Below are 2062 nucleotides of genomic sequence, written 5' to 3'. Positions count from 1 at the left end.
CGGGCTCCCAGCCGCCCGCCGCGCAGCAGGCCCGGGAGAGCGCCCAGCGCACCGGTTCCGGGCCGTCCGCGAGCTGCACGGCCAGCGCGGTCAGGAACAGCGCCAGCGAGAGCGCCGCCCACCTGGCCTCGGGCAGCGCGGTCCACCGGGTGCGGCGCGCGGGGGCGCGGGTCGTGGGGCGTTCTGGCGCGACGGTGGTCATGGGGGTCCTCCGGGGTCGGGTGCTCGCTCGCCGAAGGAAGAATATACGTACAGATGAACAGTCTTTCATGTATAGGTGGTGAACTACCATTCACCACATGGGGCACATCGCGAGTGGACGGGGGACGCCCGCCGCGCGGCTCGACGCCGAGTCGGCCGCGCACGTGGCCAACACCCGCCAGGCGCTGGCGACCCCCAGCAGGCTGCTGATCCTGGCCGAGCTGCGGCACGGCCCGCTGCCGGTCACCGCGCTCGCCGAGGCGGTCGGCATGGAGCAGTCGGCGGTCTCCCACCAGCTGCGGCTGCTGCGCACCCTGCGCCTGGTCGTGGGCACCCGCAACGGGCGCAGCATCATCTACAGCCTGCACGACGACCACGTCGCGCACCTGCTCGACCAGGCCGTCTACCACAGCGAGCACCTGCGGCTGGGCCTGGTCGACCGCCCGGCGGGCCACGATCAGGACGCGGGCTGACCGCTCACAACCAGCCCCGGTGGACCGGCGCGTCGGCGATCCCGCGCCAGCGCTCCAGCCACTCGCCCCGGAGCCTGCTCGGTCGCCATCCCGGCGCGCGCAGCTCCGGGGGGATCAGCGGGTCCTCGCGCATCGCGGCCTCCAGCGCCGCCGCGAGCCGCAGCCGTCGCACCAGCGGCGTTCCCCCGTCCTCGGCGAGCGCCTCCTCCACGGCGTCGTAGGCCCGGTCGACCGGTTCGGCGGGCCACAGCGCCTCGGCGATCTCCGCCGCGTCGTGGACGCCGCGCAGGTCCAGCGCGGTCGCGGACGCGGTGACCAGGTGCGCGCGGGCGCCCGCGTCGACCACGTCGGTCAGGTCGTGCGGACTCGCGTACAGGCCGGTGGAGACCGGCGCGGCCCCGGCGGCGAGCAGGTCGCGGCGCAGCGCGTCCCGCACCGCCCGCTCCCGCTCGGGCGTGCTGATGGCCGCGAGCCACCACCGCCCGTCCCACGGCACCTCTCCGGCGTCCTGCGCGAACGCCAGCGCGAGCCCGACCCGGTCCCGCCGCAGCCGCTCCCGGCCCAGGTCGGTGAGCCCGACGCGGCCCGCCCGCCCGCGCCCGACCTGGGTCAGCTCGCCCGCCGACACCAGCCGCCGCAACGCCAGCCGCAGCGGTTGATCTGCCACGCCGACCGCGTTCGCCGTGTCGTACACCAGGGCGAGCGCGACCTCGCCCTCGTCCGGCAGCAGCGCCTCGACGACGGTCCTGGGGGTGATCCGCTCGTCCACGCCGTCGAATATATCGCATATGCTACGAACGTGAGAGCAACGATAGTTCTGCGGCGGGCCCTGCTGGCGGCGCTCGCGCTCGCGCTGGTCATCGGCCTGATCGTGGTGCTGGGCAACGACTACCGGTTCACCCAGCGCGCGGTCTCCATCCCGTTCGGCGACGGCCACCTGTCCGGCGTCCTGGCCCTGCCGCCGGGGGACGCGGTCGGCGTCGTCCTGGTGGTGCACGGGGACGCGGCGGTCGACGCCACCCACGACGGGCTCTACGCGCCGTGGTTCGAGGGCGCGGCGGACGCCGGGTACGCCACCCTGTCGTGGAGCAAGCCGGGGGTGGGCGGCTCGACGGGGGACTGGCTGGCCCAGACGATGGCGGACCGGGCGGCCGAGGTCGGGGCCGCGCTCGACTGGGCCCGCGCCCAGCCCGACGTGCCCACCGGCCGGGTCGTGCTGTGGGGCGCGAGCCAGGCGGGCTGGGTGCTGCCGAAGGTCGTGGCCGCCCGCGCCGACGTGGACGCGGTCGTCGCGGTGTCCCCGGCGGTGAACTGGCTGCGCCAGGGCAGGCACCACCTGCTGTCCGAACTGGCGGGCGCCTCACCCGCCGAGCGCGCGGCGGCCGTGG

Annotated in this window: 3 protein-coding genes and 1 pseudogene; 2 read left to right on the top strand and 2 right to left on the bottom strand. The window is 75.8% G+C overall.

The window, feature by feature from the left end:
• A pseudogene (locus ACTUAL_RS05135) lies at positions 1-202 on the bottom strand (heavy metal translocating P-type ATPase); the annotation flags it as partial.
• Between the two features lie 97 nt (positions 203-299).
• Here ACTUAL_RS05135 and ACTUAL_RS05130 point away from each other — a divergent pair.
• On the top strand, positions 300-674 hold the full coding sequence (locus ACTUAL_RS05130) for an ArsR/SmtB family transcription factor (RefSeq protein ID WP_440899439.1): 375 nt from the start codon (positions 300-302) through the stop codon (positions 672-674).
• A 4-nt stretch (positions 675-678) separates the two neighbouring features.
• Here ACTUAL_RS05130 and ACTUAL_RS05125 read toward each other — a convergent pair whose 3' ends face one another.
• The gene (locus ACTUAL_RS05125) at positions 679-1443 is read right to left on the bottom strand and encodes a PaaX family transcriptional regulator (protein WP_440899438.1); all 765 of its coding nucleotides are present in this window, start codon (positions 1441-1443) and stop codon (positions 679-681) included.
• A 30-nt stretch (positions 1444-1473) separates the two neighbouring features.
• Here ACTUAL_RS05125 and ACTUAL_RS05120 point away from each other — a divergent pair.
• A partial coding sequence (locus ACTUAL_RS05120) for an alpha/beta hydrolase family protein (protein ID WP_440899437.1) occupies positions 1474-2062 on the top strand: 589 nt, incomplete at its 3' end.

The organism is Actinosynnema sp. (assembly GCF_052038725.1).
The sequence above is the reverse complement of the archived record's forward strand: the minus strand, read 5'-3'. Positions and strand labels throughout refer to the sequence as shown.